At 54.6% G+C, this 731-nt stretch carries 1 pseudogene; it reads left to right on the top strand.

Going from position 1 to position 731, the window contains the following annotated elements:
* Window positions 1–71 precede the first annotated feature (71 nt).
* Window positions 72–731 (top strand): annotated as a pseudogene (locus PsAD5_RS14390) (IS110 family transposase); the annotation flags it as partial.

The following is a 731-nucleotide window of genomic DNA, read 5'->3' as shown; positions in this document are numbered from 1 at the left end:
GGATGGACCGCCTGCTCCCCCGAGGCGCAGGCTCTATAGTGATCCTGTTGTTATTCAACCGGAGCAGTCCCATGACCACAGAACTTCTTTCCGTCGGCATCGACATTGGCAAAGATACATTGCACATCGTTGGGTTCAATGATGATGGCAGCTACGCTTTTCGCAAAAAGATCAGGCGTTTGTCCCTCGTGGCGACGTTCGAGAAGTTGCCGCGCTGTATTGTGGGCATGGAAGCGTGCATGAGTGCGCATTTTGTTAGCCGAACATTGCGCAAACTGGGGTTCGATCCCCGTATCATCGCCGCCAAATACACCAAGCCTTTCGTCAAAGGCCAGAAGAACGATTACAACGATGCTGAAGCTGTGGCCGAGGCCGTGCTGCGGCCCAATTTGAATTACGTGCAGGAAAAGAGCCAGGATCAGCTCGATCTGCAAGCTCTGCACCGGGTTCGGTCCCGACTGGTCTCGCGTCGTACCGCCACCATCAATCAGATCCGGGCCTTCCTGTTGCAGCTTGAGAAACTCTCTGTTCGCCATTCTCGACAATCGCGATGATGAGATTTCTCCGCGCATGCACGACATCCTGATCGGCCTTTATGAAGACCGGCTGTGGCTAGACGAACGCATCGATGCGACCAGTACCGAGATCGAACAGATCAGCAAATATGACGTTGGCTGCCAACTGCTGATGAGTATCCCCGGCATCGGACCCATCATCTCCACCGCGCTGGT

The sequence above is a fragment of the Pseudovibrio sp. Ad5 genome (assembly GCF_001623095.1).
Lineage (GTDB): Bacteria > Pseudomonadota > Alphaproteobacteria > Rhizobiales > Stappiaceae > Pseudovibrio.
Note: the sequence above shows the minus strand (reverse complement) of the source record. Positions and strands in the feature narration are given on the sequence as shown.